Source organism: Rhodococcus sp. 05-2255-3B1 (genome assembly GCF_002258545.1).
Classification (GTDB): domain Bacteria; phylum Actinomycetota; class Actinomycetes; order Mycobacteriales; family Mycobacteriaceae; genus Rhodococcoides.
The window spans coordinates 204,261-220,764 of the sequence record NZ_NOZC01000004.1 but is presented as its reverse complement, the minus strand read 5'-3'; the positions used below and the strand labels follow the sequence as shown (position 1 = coordinate 220,764).

The 16,504-nt window shown below is 64.9% G+C and carries 16 protein-coding genes; 10 read left to right on the top strand and 6 right to left on the bottom strand.

Going from position 1 to position 16,504, the window contains the following annotated elements:
• Nucleotides 1–3 precede the first annotated feature (3 nt).
• Both CH249_RS03210 and CH249_RS03205 read left to right on the top strand, forming a co-directional pair.
• The gene (locus CH249_RS03210) at nt 4–972 is read left to right on the top strand and encodes a daunorubicin resistance protein DrrA family ABC transporter ATP-binding protein (RefSeq protein WP_032394016.1); all 969 of its coding nucleotides are present in this window, start codon (nt 4–6) and stop codon (nt 970–972) included.
• On the top strand, nt 969–1,763 hold the full coding sequence (locus CH249_RS03205; protein ID WP_094682176.1) for an ABC transporter permease: 795 nt from the start codon (nt 969–971) through the stop codon (nt 1,761–1,763). Before CH249_RS03210 ends, CH249_RS03205 begins: the two co-directional genes overlap by 4 nt.
• Before the next feature lie 69 nt (nt 1,764–1,832).
• Here the strand turns inward: CH249_RS03205 and greA are convergent, their stop codons facing one another.
• Nucleotides 1,833–2,327, bottom strand: a complete 495-nt coding sequence (gene greA / locus CH249_RS03200; RefSeq protein WP_032394210.1) for a transcription elongation factor GreA — start codon at nt 2,325–2,327, stop codon at nt 1,833–1,835.
• Nucleotides 2,328–2,552: 225 nt separating this feature from the next.
• Nucleotides 2,553–2,993 carry a DUF4307 domain-containing protein gene (locus tag CH249_RS03195; RefSeq protein ID WP_045199113.1) on the bottom strand — a complete coding sequence of 147 codons (441 nt, stop codon included), beginning with the start codon at nt 2,991–2,993 and terminating at the stop codon, nt 2,553–2,555.
• 103 nt (nt 2,994–3,096) lie between these two features.
• Between CH249_RS03195 and mca the strand changes: the two genes are divergently transcribed.
• The 4 genes from mca to CH249_RS03175 all read left to right on the top strand — a co-directional run bounded on the left by mca (nt 3,097) and on the right by CH249_RS03175 (nt 7,282).
• Nucleotides 3,097–3,972, top strand: coding sequence for a mycothiol conjugate amidase Mca (gene mca / locus CH249_RS03190; RefSeq protein WP_176459393.1), 876 nt, complete (start codon nt 3,097–3,099; stop codon nt 3,970–3,972).
• Nucleotides 3,969–4,241 (top strand): hypothetical protein, encoded by a 273-nt coding sequence (locus CH249_RS03185; protein ID WP_032394020.1) that lies wholly within the window; start codon nt 3,969–3,971, stop codon nt 4,239–4,241. Before mca ends, CH249_RS03185 begins: the two co-directional genes overlap by 4 nt.
• Nucleotides 4,241–6,250: a thioredoxin domain-containing protein gene (locus CH249_RS03180; RefSeq protein WP_094682175.1), complete on the top strand. Its 2,010-nt coding sequence runs from the start codon at nt 4,241–4,243 to the stop codon at nt 6,248–6,250. The genes CH249_RS03185 and CH249_RS03180 overlap by 1 nt, the downstream gene beginning before the upstream one ends.
• 111 nt (nt 6,251–6,361) lie before the next feature.
• The gene (locus tag CH249_RS03175) at nt 6,362–7,282 is read left to right on the top strand and encodes a GGDEF domain-containing protein (protein ID WP_179273058.1); all 921 of its coding nucleotides are present in this window, start codon (nt 6,362–6,364) and stop codon (nt 7,280–7,282) included.
• Between the two features lie 7 nt (nt 7,283–7,289).
• Here the strand turns inward: CH249_RS03175 and CH249_RS03170 are convergent, their stop codons facing one another.
• The gene (locus CH249_RS03170) at nt 7,290–7,955 is read right to left on the bottom strand and encodes a hemolysin III family protein (RefSeq protein WP_032394022.1); all 666 of its coding nucleotides are present in this window, start codon (nt 7,953–7,955) and stop codon (nt 7,290–7,292) included.
• Nucleotides 7,956–8,088: 133 nt separating this feature from the next.
• Here CH249_RS03170 and CH249_RS03165 point away from each other — a divergent pair, with 133 nt between their 5' ends.
• Nucleotides 8,089–8,871, top strand: a complete 783-nt coding sequence (locus tag CH249_RS03165; protein ID WP_032394023.1) for an isoprenyl transferase — start codon at nt 8,089–8,091, stop codon at nt 8,869–8,871.
• 12 nt (nt 8,872–8,883) lie between these two features.
• Here the strand turns inward: CH249_RS03165 and coaA are convergent, their stop codons facing one another.
• Nucleotides 8,884–9,807: a type I pantothenate kinase gene (gene coaA, locus CH249_RS03160; protein ID WP_037191653.1), complete on the bottom strand. Its 924-nt coding sequence runs from the start codon at nt 9,805–9,807 to the stop codon at nt 8,884–8,886.
• Nucleotides 9,808–9,942: 135 nt separating this feature from the next.
• On the opposite strand from coaA, the gene CH249_RS03155 reads away from it, so the two are divergent.
• From CH249_RS03155 to CH249_RS03145, 3 genes are all read left to right on the top strand, one after another.
• Nucleotides 9,943–11,139, top strand: coding sequence for a DUF885 domain-containing protein (locus tag CH249_RS03155; protein ID WP_094682173.1), 1,197 nt, complete (start codon nt 9,943–9,945; stop codon nt 11,137–11,139).
• Between the two features lie 47 nt (nt 11,140–11,186).
• Nucleotides 11,187–12,470: a serine hydroxymethyltransferase gene (gene glyA, locus CH249_RS03150; protein WP_094682172.1), complete on the top strand. Its 1,284-nt coding sequence runs from the start codon at nt 11,187–11,189 to the stop codon at nt 12,468–12,470.
• A gap of 429 nt (nt 12,471–12,899) precedes the next feature.
• Complete coding sequence (locus tag CH249_RS03145) at nt 12,900–14,225, top strand: PhoH family protein (protein WP_176459373.1); 1,326 nt, start codon at nt 12,900–12,902, stop codon at nt 14,223–14,225.
• A gap of 181 nt (nt 14,226–14,406) precedes the next feature.
• Here CH249_RS03145 and CH249_RS03140 read toward each other — a convergent pair whose 3' ends face one another.
• Nucleotides 14,407–14,814, bottom strand: a complete 408-nt coding sequence (locus CH249_RS03140) for a limonene-1,2-epoxide hydrolase family protein (RefSeq protein ID WP_094646961.1) — start codon at nt 14,812–14,814, stop codon at nt 14,407–14,409.
• Nucleotides 14,811–16,403 carry a serine hydrolase gene (locus CH249_RS03135; protein ID WP_094682171.1) on the bottom strand — a complete coding sequence of 531 codons (1,593 nt, stop codon included), beginning with the start codon at nt 16,401–16,403 and terminating at the stop codon, nt 14,811–14,813. The genes CH249_RS03140 and CH249_RS03135 overlap by 4 nt, the downstream gene beginning before the upstream one ends.
• Between the last annotated feature and the right edge of the window lie 101 nt (nt 16,404–16,504).

Genomic DNA, 16,504 nt, shown 5'->3' with positions numbered 1-16,504 from the left:
GCAATGGCGAACGCTATAGAAGTAGAGGACCTCGTACTTCGGTACGGCAAGAACGTCGCGCTCGACGGGATCGATTTCACCGTTCCGGAGGGCACGGTGCTCGGTGTGCTCGGCCCCAACGGTGCCGGAAAGACCACGGCGGTCCGTATTCTCGCCACCCTGCTGCAGGCGACATCGGGCTCGGCCAGAATCTTCGGACTCGACGTGCATTCGCAGGCGAACGAGGTGCGGAGCACGATCGGACTGACCGGCCAGTTCGCGGCCGTGGACGAGTACCTGACCGGGTACGAGAACCTCGAGATGGTCGGCCGACTGTTCGGCCTGCGCAAGGCCGAAGCCAGGAAGCGCGCCGACGAGTTGCTCGTGCGCTTCGACCTCGAGTACGCCCGTGACCGCACCGCCAAGCAGTACTCGGGAGGTATGCGTCGGCGACTCGATATCGCGGCCAGCCTGATCGGGCGACCACGAGTGGTGTTCCTCGACGAACCCACCACCGGACTCGATCCGCGCAGCCGGATCACCATGTGGGAGTTCATCGCAGATCTCGTCCGTGACGGAACCACCATTCTGTTGACCACCCAGTACCTCGAAGAGGCCGACCGGCTGGCCGATTCGATCATCGTGTTGAACAAGGGCAAGATCATCGCCCGCGGCACAGCGGACGAGCTCAAGGCGCAAACGGGCGGCGAGCGAGTCGAATTCGTGCTCACCGATCGATCTCAGGCCGATCGCGCGATGCAGATCCTGGCTCCGATCGGCGTCGAGCCGCCCACCCTCGACGATCAGGTCGGCCGGATCGTCATGCCCGTCAACGGGGGATCGAAGGACCTGTCGACCGCACTGGTCGAGCTCGAAACGAACGGAATCGAGGTCGTCGACGTCGGTCTGCGGCGGCCGAATCTCGACGATGTGTTCCTGAGTCTGACCGGTCAGACCACCGGCGAGCCCGAGACGGCGGAGGAAGAGAAATGAGCAACGTCCTTCTGGATTCCGCGATCATCACCAAGCGAAATCTGATCAAGCTCAAGCGAGTTCCCGATCTGCTGTTCTTCGCCACGCTCTCCCCGATCATGTTCGTCCTGCTGTTCGCCTATGTCTTCGGCAGCGCGATCGAGGTTCCCGGCATCGACTACAAGAGTTTCCTGATGGGCGGCATCTTCGTGCAGACGATGATCTTCGGTGCCTCCATCACCGGGTCCTCGCTGGCCGAGGATCTGCAGAAGGGCGTGATGGATCGGTCCCGGTCGTTGCCGATGGCACGTTCGGCCGTCGTCATCGGGCGCACCGCCGCCGATGTCGGAAACAACATCGTGACCATCACGATCATGTCGATCACCGGCCTGATCGTGGGCTGGCGAATCACGTCGTCGTTCTTCGACGCTCTGCTCGGGTACGTCCTGCTGCTGCTGTTCGCCTATTCGATCTCGTGGGTGATGGCGCTGGTGGGCTTGATCGTGCGCTCGCCGGAGATCTTCAACAACGCGTCGTTCATCGTGATCTTTCCGCTGACGTTCATCGCCAACACCTTCGTCCCGATCGACAACTTCCCCAGCGTGCTCAAGACGATCGCCGAGTGGAATCCGATCTCGTCGGTGACGCTGGCGGTGCGAGAGCAGTTCGGCAACACCAACCCGATGGCACCGCCGCCGGAGGTCTGGCCACTGCAGAACCCCGTGCTCTACACCCTGATCTGGGTGGTGTTGATGCTCGTGGTGTTCGTGCCGCTGTCGGTACGCAAGTACCAGAAGACGATGACCGCCTGATATCGACGCAGAAAAGCACCCCCGGTCGCTCGGCGACCGGGGGTGCTTCGATGTCTTCTGGGGAAAGGCTTACGTGTGGTACGGCTCCGCGCTGACGAGCGTGACCTTCATGGTCTTGCCGTTGGGCAGCGTGTACTCGCGGGTGTCGCCGACCTTGGCGTCGATGAGCGATCCGCCCAGCGGTGACGCGGGGGAGTACACCTCGAGCTTGTTGTCGCGGGCACCCTCTTCGCGAGTGGCGATCAGGAACGTCTCCGTGTCGGACTCGTCGCCGTCGTAGTAGACCTTGACGACGGACCCGGGCAGTGCGACACCGGACTGAGTGGGTGCCTCGCCGACCTTCGCGTTGTTGAGCAGCTCCTGCAGCTGGCGGATACGTGCTTCCTGCTGGCCCTGCTCCTCACGCGCAGCGTGGTAGCCGCCGTTCTCCTTCAGATCGCCCTCTTCGCGACGCTCGTTGATCTCGGCGGCGATGACGGGGCGATTGGAAATGAGCTGGTCGAGTTCGCTCTTGAGCCTGTCGTGTGATTCCTGGGTAAGCCAGGTCACCTGGGTCTCGGTCATCTCGATCACTCCCTCGTAGTCGGAATCTCGAGTTCGGATTCCGGTTTCTGAGCAGGTAGGGCACGCAACGAACAGGGGACTCCAATGGTTGGATCCCCTTGGTCGGCCCACATCCTGGAGCCGTCGTCGTCGTTCGCAGGTGAACCCTGCCCGCAATGCAGCAATACACGGCACCTACTGCGGTGGCCGTGTATGGGCCGAGCTTACCACGAACAGGCAGTTCGCCTATCGGGCTCGTAAATATTCGGGAACATCGAGGCTGCAGCCGTAGACGTCGCCGACGGCGGGTGCGGCCGACGTCGTCACCTCGGTGGTCATCTCCACGGTGGTCGACGCCGACTCCGGCGGGATGTACACCTCACGTCTACCGGTCTCGGAGCCGTCGCGCGATCGGGCGCGGACGATGCACACGGCCGGTTGCTCGGGATCCTGCCGGGTGACGCTGAACCTGATCGACATCGTCTGCTCGTCGACGATGTCGAACGAGAGCTGACTGCCCTCGATGGGTTTGACCGAGAACTTGCTGTACGCGTAGTAGGCCACACCCGTTCCGACCAGCAGGACCAACGCCACGAGTGCGATCTTCGTCGCACGTTTCGGGGCCTGCCGAACGCCGCTCGGACCGGAACCCGACGGGTATCTACCTGCGGGAAGTGCGTTGGTCATGTCAGCTCTCGGGGTCGATTCGGGGGTGCCGCTGGGTGCCTGTCGGCATCAGGTGGAACTATAGGTCAGGCAAGAACCAGGCGAATCCGAGGTGAGGAAGAACGTGTCCGGACTGCGGCTCATGGCAGTGCATGCCCATCCCGACGACGAGTCCAGCAAAGGTGCTGCGACAACGGCTCGCTACGCGGCCGAAGGGCACGAGGTTCTGGTCGTCACGCTCACCGGCGGCGAGCGGGGCGACATCCTCAATCCGGCGATGGACATTCCGGGTGTGCACGAGCGCATCCGGGACGTTCGACGCGAGGAGATGGCGGAGGCCGCCCGCATCCTGGGCGTCCGGCAGACGTGGCTCGGCTTCGAGGATTCCGGGTTGCCCGAGGGCGATCCTCTACCGCCTCTCCCCGAGGGCTGTTTCGCGCTGGTCCCGTTGGAGGTCTCCACCGAGGCGTTGGTGAAGGTGGTGCGCGAGTTCAAGCCGCACGTCATCACCACCTACGACGAGCGCGGCGGTTACCCGCATCCCGACCACATCCGCTGCCACGAGGTCTCGATGGCTGCATGGGAGGCCTCGGGCGATCCCGAACGCTTCCCCGACGCCGGTGAGCCCTGGACTCCGCTCAAGCTCTACTACTCGCACGGGTTCATCCGTAAGCGCATGCAGCTCTTCCACGATTGGTTCATCGATCGCGGCGAGGAGAGCCCGTTCGTCGACTGGCTCAAGCGGTGGGACGGCCAGCGGGACGAGATCATGGGTCGCATCACCACGCAGGTCACCGTCGGTGACTGGTTCGAGCAACGCGACGACGCACTGCGCGCACACGCGACGCAGATCGACCCCAACGGGTCGTTCTTCGCCGTGCCGCTGGACGTGCAGCGCAAGCTGTGGCCCACCGAGGAGTTCGAGTTGGCTCGCACTCGGGTCACGACGTCGCTGCCCGAGACGGACCTGTTCGCCGGAATAGAAGAGACCACCGAATGATCGTGTCGATCCTCGCCCAGCAGCCCACCGGTCCCGAGTTCGGTAAGTCATCGCCGATCGGCCTGGTGATCCTGGTTGCGCTGTTGGTCGGAACGGCACTGTTGATCTGGTCCATGAACAAGAAGATCAAGCGTCTGCCCGCCACGTTCGAGAAGGAGGATCCGACGTTGGATCAAGCCCTCGACGAAGGCACCGACCGTGGCGGGATCGCAGATCCGTCTCCGCCGGAACGGACTCGAACCGAACCCGCCGCCACCGACGAGCCCTGATGCTCGACGCCAATGCCCTCGGTGAGTCCACCAGCCCGTATCTGAGGCAGCACGCGGACAACCCGGTGCACTGGCAGCAATGGGGACCGCAGGCTCTGCAGTCCGCCCGTGATCGCGATGTTCCCATCCTGCTGTCGATCGGATACTCGGCGTGCCACTGGTGCCACGTCATGGCTCACGAGTCGTTCGAGGACGAGGCGACCGCGGCATCGATGAACGAGCATTTCGTGTGCATCAAGGTCGATCGCGAAGAACGACCCGACCTCGACTCGGTGTACATGAACGCCACCGTCGCGATGACCGGCCAAGGGGGGTGGCCGATGACGTGTTTCCTGACCCCCGACACCGAGCCGTTCTACTGCGGAACGTACTTCCCGCCGGCCCCGCGTCAGGGAATGCCGTCGTTCCAGCAGTTGCTCACCGCGATCGCCGACACCTGGTCGACGCGGCGACAGGAAGTGTTCGACGCCTCCGCCGACATCGTCACCGAACTGCGCAAACACAGCGCAGGCGTGCCCGCGGGCGGACGCCCGATCGACGCCGATGCTCTGGCGGCCTCGGTCTCGGCGATCTGCGCGGACGAGGACACCACCTACGGTGGCTTCGGCCGGGCACCGAAGTTCCCACCCGGCGCGCTGCTCGAGGGTCTGCTCCGGCACTACGAGCGCACCGGCGACACCGAGGTCCTCGGCGTCGTTCGCCGTACCGCGTCGGCCATGGCACGCGGTGGCATCTACGACCAGCTGGGCGGGGGATTCGCGCGCTACTCCGTCGATGCCGAGTGGGTCGTCCCGCACTTCGAGAAGATGCTCTACGACAACGCGCTTCTGTTGCGGTTCTACGCGCACGCGGCCAGGGCCGACGACGATGCGCTCGCCCGACGGGTGGCGTCGGACACTGCGGAGTTCATGCTCCGTGAACTCCGCACGGACAACGGTTGTTTCGCGTCGGCCCTCGATGCCGACACCGAAGGCATAGAGGGTCTGACCTACGCGTGGACCCCGGAGCAACTGATCGAGACTCTCGGTTTCGAGGACGGCGTCTGGGCAGCGGGGTTGTTCGCGGTGAATTCGGCAGGCACGTTCGAGGCAGGTATGTCGGTACTGCAGCTGCCCGCCGAACCCGAGGACTACGACCGGTTCGCCCGGGTGCGCGGAGCACTGTCGGCCGCTCGCGCGACTCGGCCCCAACCCGGCCGCGACGACAAGGTCGTCACCGCGTGGAACGGGTTGGCGATCACCGCGCTGGTCGAGGCCGGAACCGGGCTGGGGCAGCCGCGTTGGGTCGACGCGGCAGTCGAGTGCGGCGAGCAGCTGTTCGCCGGCCATGTCGAGTCCGGGCGGGTCCGCCGTGCCTCTCTCGGCGGAGCGGTGGGTGAGGCCACCGGTGTGCTCGAGGACTACGCGTGTCTCGCGGTCGCCGCGGCGGCGCTGTTCCAGGCCACCGGAGATTCGGTCTGGTCCGAGCGCATGACGTCGATCATCGACGCCGCGGTCGAGCACTTCGCCGACCCCGACGACGTCGGCGGCTGGTTCGACACCGCCGACGACGCCGAGACTCTCGTGACCCGCCCTCGTGACCCGATCGACGGGGCCACCCCGTCGGGAGCATCCACGATGGCCGAGGCACTGCTCACCGCAGCTGCATTGGTCGATCACAGCTCCTCTGCGCGTTACGCCGAACTGGCGGCTGCGTCGCTGGCACGATCGGCGTCGATTCTCGAACGAGCGCCCAGGTCCGGCGGGCACTGGCTGGCGGTCGCAGAAGCGTCCGTTCGTGGCCCGATCCAGATTGCGGTGTCGACGGCACCCGGCGGTGATCTGCTCTCGGTCGTGCGGGCGCTGGCTCCTGGCGGTTCGGTCGTGGTGGCAGGCGTGACGGATTCGTCGGCGCTGCTGACCGACCGTCCACCCGTCGACGGCCTCGAAACGGCGTACGTGTGTCGTGGCTTCGTGTGCGACCGTCCTGTGACGTCTGCCGAAGATTTGCCGTTCGTACTGCAGAGGTGACGACGCTCGTCGATGCTTCGACGGGAGAACAGTACTGTTGCCGGGAGTTTCCTCGGCCTGGGGTGGTCGAACGTCTGTCAAGGGATCGACGGTGTCATGAGTGAAGGTGTCATGAATGAGGGTGTGATGCGTGCGGGCACCGTGTACGAGGCAGTGACCGACGAACAACGCGCTGCTGTCGCCGAGTTCGTGGCCGCGGTTCCGATGGCGGCCATGGTGCATTCGATGCAGTACGAGGTCGTCGGTGCAAACATCCTGTGCGAGGGTGTGCTCGGGTGCGCGGTGGACGACATGGTCGGTCGACCCGTTGCGGATTTCGTGCCGCTCGGCGATCGCGCGTCCGCGACGCGCATCGCGGTCGAACTCGAGCACCGGTTTCCCGATGCGGGCTCCGCCGATCAGGGTCGACCGATCGGAGCGCTGCGTCGAGTGCGCCGCGGCGACGGGGAGGTCGTCTCCTGCTGGATGCATGTCGGAATCGCGAAGATCGCCGGGCGTCGGTTCATCGTCGCGCTGCTGGATCTGGTCAATCCCGTCGCGGACGACACCGTTCGTTGGCGCGATCGCGCCGAGCGCGACGAGTTGACCGGATTGCTGCGACGTGGGCCCTTGCTCGCCCACGTCGACGAATGGATCGTCGAGGATCTGCCGGTCGCTCTGGCATTCGTCGACGTCGACAGGCTGAAATCGATCAACGACGTGCACGGTCACGCTGCGGGCGACGCCATTCTGGAGGCAGCAGGACGTCGCCTGCACCAGTGGTCGCCGCGCGGGAGCGTCGTCGGTCGGTACGCGGGAGACGAGTTCGTGTTCGCCGTGTCGTTCGACGGGGCGAAGGGGACCGACAGCGCCCATATCGCGGATTCGGTGAGGTCGGCGATCTGCGGAGAGCCGGTGCCGTTCGGATCGAATCTGCTCGGGGTGTCGGTGAGTGTCGGCGTTGCCGTGCGTGAGCCGGGGGAGTCGAGAGATCGACTGATTCAGCGCGCCGACGCACTGATGTATCGAGACAAGGCAGCTCGAAGCACCTGAGGGTGGATCAGAACAGTACGAGCCACACGGCGACCAGGTGGCAGGTTGCCGCCAGGACCGTCGCGGCGTGGAAGAACTCGTGATGGCCGAAGGTGGTGGGCCAAGGATTCGGCCACTTGGTGGCGTACAGCACGGCCCCGACGCTGTAGAACACCCCGCCCACGAGAAGCAACAGAAACGGTGCAAAGCCGACGTGCTCGATCAGCGCGGGTGCGACCGGGACGATCGCCCAGCCGAGGAGTAGGTACAGCGGTACCCCGACCCATCGGGGAGCTGTGGGCCACAACATCTTCAGTGCCACCCCGGCAAGGGCCCCGACCCACACGACGACGAGCAGCACGCGTCCGGTCGAGGCGGGTAGACCCAGCACGGCGAACGGGGTGTAGCTACCTGCGATGAACAGGAAGATCATCGAATGATCGGCGCGCTTCATCCAGATCTGCGACGCCGCGGTCTTCCAGTGCACGCGATGGTAGGTGGCACTGACCCCGAACACGCCGCAGACGGTGACGGAATACACGCTCACGGCCACACCCGCACTGACCGAGACCATGCTGAACGCCAGGGTGACGAGGGTGATCGCGCACACCACCGCCACGCCGAACGCGTACAGGTGAATCCAGCCGCGCATACGTGGTTTGACGGGAATCTCGTCCAGTCCGAACATCGTCATGAAAGATGACCTCTCCGTACCGCCGGCGAAACCTACGCCACCGTAGGTTCTGACGCTACTGTACCGGCGACCGGCTCGCAGACGTCGGCGTAAGGTGATCCTTCGTGGTGATGAGAGCAGCGGTGACGAAGCAGTGGTGATCATTCCGCAGAAGGTCCGCGGCGTTCTCTACAACGTGTACGAGCGGCGTCTGCTGAGCCAGCTCGAAGGGGTTCAGCACCCTCGGCACGTGGCGGTGATGTGCGACGGCAATCGCCGCTGGGCGCGCGAGAACGGATTCACCGACGTCGCGCACGGGCACCGGATGGGAGCCCTGAAGATCGCCGAGATGCTCGGCTGGTGTGACGCGGCCGGAATCGAGATGGCCACCATCTACCTGCTCTCCACCGAGAACCTGCGCCGAGATGCGGACGAATTGGATTCACTGCTCGACATCATCACCGACGTCGTCGAGGAGATCTGCGGACCCGAGATGAACTGGGGCGTCAAACTCGTCGGCACCCTCGATCTGCTCCCCGCGTCGACCGCGCGTCGGCTCAAGGAAGCAGCAGCGCTGACCGAGGGACGATCCGGAACGCACGTCAATGTCGCCGTCGGATACGGCGGGCGGCAGGAAATCGCCGACGCCGTGCAGTCCCTGGTCAGCGAGAAGATCGCCGAGGGCGTCAGCGGCGACGACCTGGTGGCGTCGATCAACGTCGACGAGATCGGCAGTCACCTCTACACCTCCGGCCAACCCGATCCGGATCTCGTCATCCGCACCTCGGGCGAACAGCGACTGTCCGGCTTCCTGCTGTGGCAGAGCGCGTATTCGGAAATCTGGTTCACCGAGGCCTACTGGCCCGAATTCCGTCGCGTCGACTTCCTGCGTGCGCTGCGCGACTTCGCGGCCAGACACCGCCGTTTCGGTATCTGATCGAGTTCGGCTCTACAGCTTACGAAGCCGCAGCCGGTTGATCGCGTGGTCGTTGTCCTTGCGCAGCACCATCGTCGCTCGCGGTCGCGTCGGCAGGATGTTCTCCACCAGATTGGGCAGGTTGATCGAATGCCACAGATCCTCGGCCGCGATCTGCGCGTGGTCGTCGGACAGGCCTGCGTAGTGGTGGAAGTGCGAGGACGGATCGGTGAACGACGTCTTGCGCAATGCGAGAAAGCGTTTGACGTACCAACTCTCGATGTCCTCGATCCGCGCGTCGACGTAGATCGAGAAGTCGAACAGATCCGAGACCATCAACCGTGGTCCGGTCTGTAAAACGTTGAGCCCCTCCACGATCAGGATGTCCGGCTGCCGGACCATGTGGTACTGGCCCTTGACGATGTCGTAGGAGACGTGCGAATAGACCGGTGCGCCGACCTCTTCGGTACCGGACTTGACCTCGGTGACGAATCTGAGCAGTTTGCGCCTGTCGTAACTCTCGGGAAATCCCTTGCGGTGCAGTATGCCTCGGCGCATGAGTTCGGCCGTCGGATACAGGAATCCGTCGGTGGTGACCAGATCGACCCGCGGATGGTGGTCCCATCGAGCCAGGAGTGCCTGCAGCACACGGGCCGTCGTCGACTTGCCGACGGCGACACTGCCCGCGACACCGATGACGAACGGGACCTGACGGTCGGGGTGCTTCTCGCCGAGGAACGTCGCGGTCGCGGCGAAGAGTCGTTGCCGAGCCGCGACCTGGAGGTGAATCAGTCGTGCCAGCGGCAGATAGACCTCCGCCACCTCGTCGAGATCGATCTGTTCACCCAGACCACGCAGACCGACGAGCTCTTCCTCGGTCAGCACCAACGGCGTGGATTGGCGCAGCGTGCGCCACTGCACACGGTCGAACTCGACGTACGGACTGGACTCGCTCACGCACCGCTCCAACAGGTCGGAGCTGCGGAGGGTTCGGCTGAGCTCCTGTCGAGCGCGAGTCGCATGGTTCCAGATTGTGCTCGGTGCCGGTCGATCGCGCACGGGCGGGGTCGTTCGCCGTACTAGGGTTCGGTTATGGATGCTGCTTCCCTCGTTCGTGAATACCTGCTGCTGGGCCTGAGTTTCGACCGGCTCGAAGACGGATTCGTCGACGCGTACACCGGCGATCCCGAGTTGCGTCGTATCACCGAGAACGCCCCCGCGCCCGAGCCGCGTGAGCTGATCCGTCGGGCACAGACACTGCGCGCCGAGCTCGGCAACGTCGATCTGACGCCCGAGCGCACGACGTTCCTGGACGTCCACCTGCGCGCACTCGAATGCTCGGCACGCAAGTTCGCAGGCGAGGACATCGGCTTCGTCGACGAGGTCTACGCCTACTTCGACGTCCGAATCTCCGCGGGCGATCAGGACCAGTACCTGCAGGCACACCGCATGATGGACGAGGTCCTCGCCGGTCCCGGGTCACTCGGCGAACGGTTGATCGCGCATCGCCGAGCCGACGTGATTCCGGCCGACCGACTGCAGGACTGTGTCGAGGCGTTCTCGTCCGCACTGCGCGACCGCGTCCGCGCCGAGTACACACTGCCCGACACCGAGAAAGTGACCTACGAGGTCGTCGGCGACAAGCCGTGGTCGGGGTTCAACTACTACCTCGGTGACTACCGGTCGACCGTCGCGATCAACTCCGACATCGAGCAGCAGATGGCCAACCTGCCGCACCTGATCGCGCACGAGTCCTATCCCGGCCACCACACCGAGCACTGCCGCAAGGAGAGCGGCCTGGTCGGTGCAGGCCAGCTGGAGCAGACGCTGTTCCTGGTCAACACCCCGCAGTGCCTGATGGCCGAGGGCCTGGCCGATCACGCCCTCGGGGCCATCGTGGGCGAGGGCTGGGGCCTGTGGGCGCAGGAGATCTACGCCGATCTGGGTCTGCGGTTCGACGGCGAGAAGGCCGAGCGTCTCGCGGCCGCGTCGAGCCGGCTGCTGGGGGTGCGCCAGGACGCCGCGCTGCTCCTGCACGATCAGCACAAGCGCGAGGACGACGTAGCCGCCTACCTGGAGCGATGGTCGTTGGCATCGCCGCAGCGCGCCCGGCACAGCCTGCGGTTTCTGTCCTCCCCGCTGTGGCGGGCGTACATCAGCACCTACGTCGAGGGCTACAAGCTGCTTGCCGGCTGGCTCGACCGCGGCGAGACGGCGAGTGAGCGCGCACAGCTGTTCGGCAGGCTGCTCGACGAGCCACTGACACCCGGTGCAGTGCGCGTCTCGTAAACTGGCCGAGCCCCCTTCATTCTGCTGTCCCTTTGGAGACTCCTGTTATGACTGACGTCAACAACCTGTCACTGGCCGAACTCGATCCCGAGGTCGCCGAGGCGATGGCCGGTGAGCTGGGGCGTCAGCGCGACACTCTCGAGATGATCGCCTCGGAGAACTTCGTCCCCCGCGCGGTGTTGCAGGCCCAGGGCAGCGTCCTGACCAACAAGTACGCCGAGGGCTACCCCGGCCGCCGCTACTACGGCGGTTGCGAGCACGTCGACATCGTCGAGGATCTCGCGCGCAACCGCGCGAAGGAACTCTTCGGTGCCGAGTTCGCCAACGTGCAGCCGCATGCAGGTGCACAGGCCAATGCCGCCGTGCTGATGGCCCTGATCAACCCGGGCGACAAGATCATGGGCCTCGACCTGGCGCACGGCGGCCACCTCACGCACGGCATGAAGCTCAACTTCTCGGGCAAGCTCTACGAGGTCGAGTCGTACGGGGTGTCGAAGGAAGACCACCGGATCGACATGGACGAGGTGCGCAAGCAGGCCATCGCCGCCAAGCCGCAGGTGCTCATCGCCGGCTGGTCTGCCTACCCGCGCCACCAGGACTTCGCTGCGTTCCGCTCCATCGCCGACGAAGTGGGCGCACTGCTCTGGGTGGACATGGCGCACTTCGCCGGACTCGTCGCCGCAGGCGTGCACCCCTCGCCCGTGCCGTACGCGGACGTCGTCTCCTCGACCGTGCACAAGACCCTCGGTGGACCCCGCTCCGGCATCATCCTGGCCAAGAAGGAATGGGCCAAGAAGCTCAACTCCGCAGTGTTCCCCGGCCAGCAGGGCGGTCCGCTGATGCACGCCATCGCCGCCAAGGCCGTCGCCTTCAAGATCGCTGCGACACCCGAGTTCAAGGAACGCCAGGAACGCACCCTCCTCGGTGCATCGCTGCTCGCCGATCGCCTCACCGGTGCCGACGTCGCCGACAAGGGCATCTCCGTCCTCACCGGCGGCACCGACGTGCACCTCGCGCTCGTCGACCTGCGCAACTCCGAGCTCGACGGCCAACAGGCCGAGGACCTCCTGCACGAGGTCGGCATCACCGTCAACCGCAACGCAGTGCCCTTCGACCCGCGCCCGCCGATGGTCACCTCCGGCCTGCGCATCGGCACCGGCGCACTGGCAACCCGCGGATTCGGCGAGGCCGAGTTCACCGAGGTGGCCGACATCATCGGCACCGCCCTGGCCACCGGCGAGGCCAGCGATTCCCTCAAGGACCGCGTCGTGAAGTTGGCACAGAGCAAGCCACTGTACGAGGGCCTCGAAGACTGGAGACTGCTGGGCTGACCCAGCACTCGCGCCCACCCCGGTCCGCGTCAATGGACCATTGCAGCGCCCAGACGTATGCAGTGGTCCATTCACGCAGAACCCTGGTCTGGGTCAATGGACCATTGCAGCGCCCAGACGTGTGCAGTGGTCCATTGACGCATCCGGGGAGGGCACTCTCGGCACCGCTCGATTGCCGACCTGGGTCGATTCGGCCGTAACGCGTTGTTCACCGACACGCCAGACTTCCAACGAGCCGAACCTCGATTTCGGCGGTACCGTCGGCAGTAACAGGCAGCGGGGAAGCTACCTGTGCGGGAGGTTCTGATACGTGACTGAGCTAGTGAGCGCGAGAGGGCCGGTACCCGGTCCTCGTGTCACCTGACACATCGGACCCGACCGGCCGAGCGACAGAGTTTGCGCGGTACCGCGCAGACGTAGGAGCCTCACGTGACCACTTCACGCTCCGTTTCCGCCCCTCTTCGGACATTCGTGCTCGATACCTCGGTCCTGCTTTCGGATCCGTGGGCAGTCATCCGGTTCGCCGAGCACAATGTGGTACTTCCGCTGATCGTCATCAGCGAGTTGGAGGGCAAACGCCACCATCACGAATTGGGATGGTTCGCGCGGGAATCCTTGCGCATGCTCGACGACCTGCGCGTCGAGTTCGGTCGACTCGACCAGCCGGTTCCCATCGGAACATCGGGCGGCACACTGCAAGTCGAGCTCAATCACACCGATCCCTCGGTACTTCCCGTCGGATTCCGCACCGACTCCAACGATTCTCGAATCCTCGCCTGTGCCCTCAATCTGAAGGCAGAGGGCAAGGACGTCGTGCTCGTCAGCAAGGACATTCCGTTGCGCGTCAAGGCCGGTGCCGTCGGTCTCCCCGCCGACGAATACCACGCACACGACGTGGTGCCGTCCGGTTGGACCGGAATGACCGAACTCGAAGTACCGTCCGACGCAGTCGACACGCTGTTCAACGACGGCGTCATCGACCTCGTGGAAGCGCGAGACCTGCCGTGTCACACGGGAGTTCGACTGCTTGCCGGACGGCAGAGTGCACTGGGTCGCGTCACGCCGGACAAGCAGATCCAACTCGTGCGCGGCGAACGTGAGGCGTTCGGCCTGCACGGCCGTTCGGCGGAACAGCGAGTGGCGCTGGATCTTCTGCTCGACGAGAGCATCGGCATCGTCTCGCTCGGCGGAAAAGCAGGCACCGGTAAGTCCGCTCTGGCGCTGACCGCCGGACTGGAGGCCGTTCTCGAACGTCGCTCGCACCGCAAAGTCGTTGTCTTCCGGCCTCTCTACGCCGTCGGTGGCCAGGAGCTCGGCTACCTCCCCGGTAGCGAGAGCGAAAAGATGGGTCCCTGGGGTCAGGCGGTCTTCGACACCCTCGAAGGGCTCGCGAGCCCGGAGGTGATGGAGGAGGTCATCGCCCGCGGAATGCTGGAAGTGTTGCCACTGACACACATTCGCGGCCGATCGCTGCACGATTCCTTCGTGATCGTCGACGAGGCGCAGTCACTCGAACGCAACGTGCTGCTGACGGTTCTGTCCCGGCTCGGTTCGGGCTCACGCGTCGTACTCACCCACGACGTCGCTCAGCGAGACAACCTGCGCGTCGGACGACACGACGGCGTCGCTGCAGTGATCGAAAAGCTCAAGGGTCACCCACTTTTCGCGCACATCACCCTCACCCGCAGCGAGCGTTCACCGATCGCGGCACTGGTGACGGAAATGCTCGAAGAGTTCGGGCCTTCGGGAGCCTGATCCCCCTGGGAGCGTGGAGCCTGCGGGTCGTTCCGCAGGCTCCACTCCTGCCTTCAGGGTCGTTCCGCAGGCTCCACTCCTGCCTTCAGGGTCGTTTCGCAGGCTCCACTCCTGCCTTCAGGGTCGTTTCGCAGGCTCCACTCCTGCCTCGTACCCCACTACGAAGTTCCGCTCACAGGGGTCACCGGCCGAGCACGGCCCGGAATGCTCCTCGCACAAACCCTTTCAGGAAGTCGACGTTGTCGAAGTAGTCCCGCCACACGGCTACTCTGCCGTCGCGCAGCTCGAAGGTTCCGCACACCCAGAACTCGATTCGGAGTCGTCGCCAGATCAGCACATCGGTGCGCTCGGTGAGCACGACGTCTCCGTCTGCAGCGATGTTGTGCACGATCACGTCGAAGCCGAACGCAGGCTTGGCGAGCGTCGCCATGAACCTGCCCACGTTCGAGTGGCCGCGAACCTTCGGTAAGCCGACGTTGTGCCACACGACGCGTTCGTCGAGGAGCGACATGGCGCGCTCGGTGTCTCGACTTCTCAAAGCGTCGAACAGATCTACTACGGTTTCGGTTGCCTGCTGTGTGTCGGTCACTTGGTGAATCGTCCCAATCCATCGCCGTCGAAGAACTCCAGGGTCAGCGTGTTCCCGTCGAACGTCGCCTCGGAAACGGTTCCGTCGGGTGCATTCTCACCGGTCGGCTCGAACGTGAACGTATCACCGTCCCAGGGCGACAACTCGTAGGAGGTTCCGTTCGGCCCGATGGCCAACACCAGTTTCCCGTTGACCTCCGTTATCGTCGCAGGCCCCCAATAGCTGTTCTGGTACACCCCTGTGTACGACGTGAGAGGTTGTGGTGCAGCAGCATTCGTGGGCGGGGTCTTGCCTGCGAGCTCGCCCTCCGGTTCGCTCATGCCGGCAAAGGCGTTCTTGTACAGCGTTCGCCAGTCCTCCCGCACCTCGCCGAACTGGACGAGGTCAGCGAACTCGGCGGTCACCGTTTCGGCGATGCCGATGGGTGCGGCATTGGTCAGTACGACGATGGCCACGTCGAGGGATGGAATCCAGACGAAGTTGGTGCCCGCTCCGAGCGCGAATGCTCCCGAATGGCTCACCGTCGTGCGACCGGCGGCACTGGTGGAGACGTTGAATCCGTAGCCGTAGTAGCCGGCGCGTGAATCCGGTGTCTCCGACGGGCTCGAGACGATCTGCGCGCTGATCGCGGGCAGGAGGGCTTCGGGGTCCACGAGCTGTCGTCCGTCGTGGTTTCCGTCGGCGATCAGCATCGTCAGCCACTTCGCGAGGTCGTTCACCGAGGAACTGACGCCGCCGGCCGGGGTCTGTGGATCGGGTTCCCGCTGGTACTTCGCCTGGTATTCGCCGTCGACGAGTACGTGGGGTACGGCCCGGTCGGCCCGCGCGATGTAGTCCGCGAACGACGAGCTGGTCGAGGTCATGCCGAGCGGGCCGTAGATCGTGTCCTGGCTGAGGGTGTCCCAGTCCTTGCCCGACGCCGCAGCGACGGCCTCGGCCGCAGCCGTGATGCCGAAGTTGGTGTAGTGGTACGTGGAGCGGAACGGGTCGAGGGGGACCTCGCGCAGGCGTTCGAGAATCTGCCTGCGGTCGTAACCGAGGTCCTCGAGCAGATCGCCTTCGTGCTCGGGCAGCCCGCTTCGATGCGCATAGAAGTCGCCGACCGTGACGTTCTGGGTCACCCACGGGTCGTCGAGCGCGAACCACGGCAATTCCGAGACCACCGGCGTCGACCAGTCGACCACGCCCGCTCCCACCTGGGACGCGATGACCGTCGCACCCACCGATTTGGACAGCGACGCCAACTGGAACACCGAGTCACCGTCGACGGGTTCGTCCGAGCCCACTTCGCGGACGCCGAACCCCTTCGAGTAGACGACGTCGGATCCGTGCACGACGGCTATGGCCATCCCGGGGATGTTCGACGATGCCATCAGCTCCTCGGCGATGCCGTCGAGCTTGCCGACGGCATCGTCGACGCGGCCGGCCGGAACATCGACGCCCGCGACCTGACCTGGGGACAGGTCACTGGTCGGCGCGGGCTCGGATGTCGGGGGACCGTCTGCGGTCGGTGCGTCGTTCGAGCATCCGACCAGCACGATCAGAGAGCACACAGCAACAAGACACAGAGAATTTCGACCCGACCGCATCACGAGGAGTCCTCACTTCGATGATTGGATGCACATGAGAATAGACCCGCAACGACCTGGCGTTAGGAGAATTCACAATGGTCAGGGGCGCGACGTCGGGC

Excerpts from the sequence above, each read along its gene's own strand:
- CH249_RS03180 (WP_094682175.1), top strand. The coding sequence starts at position 4,241 with ATGCTCGACGCCAATGCCCTCGGTGAGTCCACCAGCCCGTATCTGAGG.
- glyA (WP_094682172.1), top strand. The coding sequence starts at position 11,187 with ATGACTGACGTCAACAACCTGTCACTGGCCGAACTCGATCCCGAGGTC.
- CH249_RS03205 (WP_094682176.1), top strand. The coding sequence starts at position 969 with ATGAGCAACGTCCTTCTGGATTCCGCGATCATCACCAAGCGAAATCTG.
- CH249_RS03175 (WP_179273058.1), top strand. The coding sequence starts at position 6,362 with ATGAATGAGGGTGTGATGCGTGCGGGCACCGTGTACGAGGCAGTGACC.
- CH249_RS03185 (WP_032394020.1), top strand. The coding sequence starts at position 3,969 with ATGATCGTGTCGATCCTCGCCCAGCAGCCCACCGGTCCCGAGTTCGGT.
- CH249_RS03170 (WP_032394022.1), bottom strand. The coding sequence starts at position 7,955 with ATGACGATGTTCGGACTGGACGAGATTCCCGTCAAACCACGTATGCGC.
- CH249_RS03135 (WP_094682171.1), bottom strand. The coding sequence starts at position 16,403 with ATGCGGTCGGGTCGAAATTCTCTGTGTCTTGTTGCTGTGTGCTCTCTG.
- CH249_RS03195 (WP_045199113.1), bottom strand. The coding sequence starts at position 2,993 with ATGACCAACGCACTTCCCGCAGGTAGATACCCGTCGGGTTCCGGTCCG.
- CH249_RS03155 (WP_094682173.1), top strand. The coding sequence starts at position 9,943 with ATGGATGCTGCTTCCCTCGTTCGTGAATACCTGCTGCTGGGCCTGAGT.
- CH249_RS03210 (WP_032394016.1), top strand. The coding sequence starts at position 4 with ATGGCGAACGCTATAGAAGTAGAGGACCTCGTACTTCGGTACGGCAAG.
- greA (WP_032394210.1), bottom strand. The coding sequence starts at position 2,327 with ATGACCGAGACCCAGGTGACCTGGCTTACCCAGGAATCACACGACAGG.